Below are 1514 nucleotides of genomic sequence, written 5' to 3'. Positions count from 1 at the left end.
CACGCTTTATGAAGACCGCACACGTTATGCGATCGATGGCCCGAGTCGCATCAAATCACCTGCCGCCCGATAGCACGATAGATTTCCGGCCGCGCCCGCTTCAAATACCGCGCATAAAGGACACCAAGCAAGAGCGTTCCGAAAACCACAGCGATCAGAGCCTGAGCAACCCGCACATTTCCAGTCAAAACGCTCATATTTGCCGTTGCCAGCCACCCGACGAACGAAAGGAGAAAGAAACTCACTGTGGGCGCAACTTTCGTTCTCCAAAAACTCTGACCTTTCATATTGCGCACAAAGAACACCAGTACTGACAATGACGTCAAAATCAGCAGCAGTAGCAAACAATACCCGCCAACTCCGGTCAGTACCGCAAACGCGCCAAATGGCTTGACTCCGCTCTCTATCACACCGATCAGAATAATCAACATCAAGCCGGTCACCACGACCGAGGCACGATGAGGCGAACCATGGCGTTCATGTACAGTCGCCAAGGCACGCGGAAACGTGCCATCAAGCCCCAAGCAATAGATGTATCGAGAAAGGATATTGTGCAGGGCGAGCAAACAGGCAAAAACGCTCGAACACAGCAAAGCATTGACGGCTTCTAGACCAGCCTTACCCAGATAGAGGCCGATCGCGTTCAGGGAGATCTGTGACGGGTCCGCTGCAGCCCTCTCCAACACCAATTGGGGGCCGTACGCACAAATCAAAAAATATGATGCCGAGCTGAATAGCGTGGCCATGACCAAGATCGCGCAATACGTCGCTCGTGGAACAGTCACCTCCGGATCACGAGCCTCCTCTCGGAATACCGCGGTAGCCTCAAAGCCTGCGAAGCAGGTAACCCCAAACAGCAGGGCGAGCCCTACGGAACCCGATGTAACAGCGCCAGGAGTCAGCCATGATGGCGACAAGCCGGCGGCGCCCTTAGCCACAGCTACGGCAACTTGCCATACGAATACGATCAACACTTCGCAGATCAGAGCGAGCGTGAGAGCGCGAGCCGAAAACGTAATGCGCAAATAGCCAAACACGCCCACTGCGGCAAGCAGGATGAGTGAATATCCCCACCACATAAGCGGCTCTGCATTGAACAGATGCTTCACTAATGAAGCGCAGACTATGCCGGCATAGAGGCAGACGCCGATCATCATGAAGCCATATGCGAGCATCGCCATCAGCGCGCTACCAAGTCCCAACGGGCGCCCGATCCCCGCGGTAATGTATGCGTAGAACGCACCCGCATTGGGTACGTGCTTCGACATTGCAGTAAACCCCACGGAGAAAATCAGAATGAGCGCCCCAGCGACCACGTACGTGACTGGAGCACCCAGCCCGTTGCCGAGGGTCATCATGACACCCATGCCGGTGACAACGGTGAGCGGAGCGTTATACGCCAACACTGTAAATACGATTTCCAGCATCCCCAGTTGCCCGGAAAGCGTGGCGGGACGACTCTCACCGGCGCGTGCTGGGCACTCCGGCAGCGCGGCCCCTTCTTTACTGTCGAT

The 1514-nt window shown here is 55.7% G+C and carries 1 protein-coding gene; it reads right to left on the bottom strand.

The annotated features are described in order from the left end of the window. Positions 1–50: 50 nt before the first annotated feature. On the bottom strand, positions 51–1514 hold a 1464-nt coding region (locus U5A56_RS36770; protein WP_321927372.1), incomplete at its 5' end, for an APC family permease.

This window comes from Burkholderia sp. BCC1998 (assembly GCF_905339875.1).
GTDB lineage: Bacteria > Pseudomonadota > Gammaproteobacteria > Burkholderiales > Burkholderiaceae > Burkholderia.
Note: the sequence above shows the minus strand (reverse complement) of the source record. Positions and strands in the feature narration are given on the sequence as shown.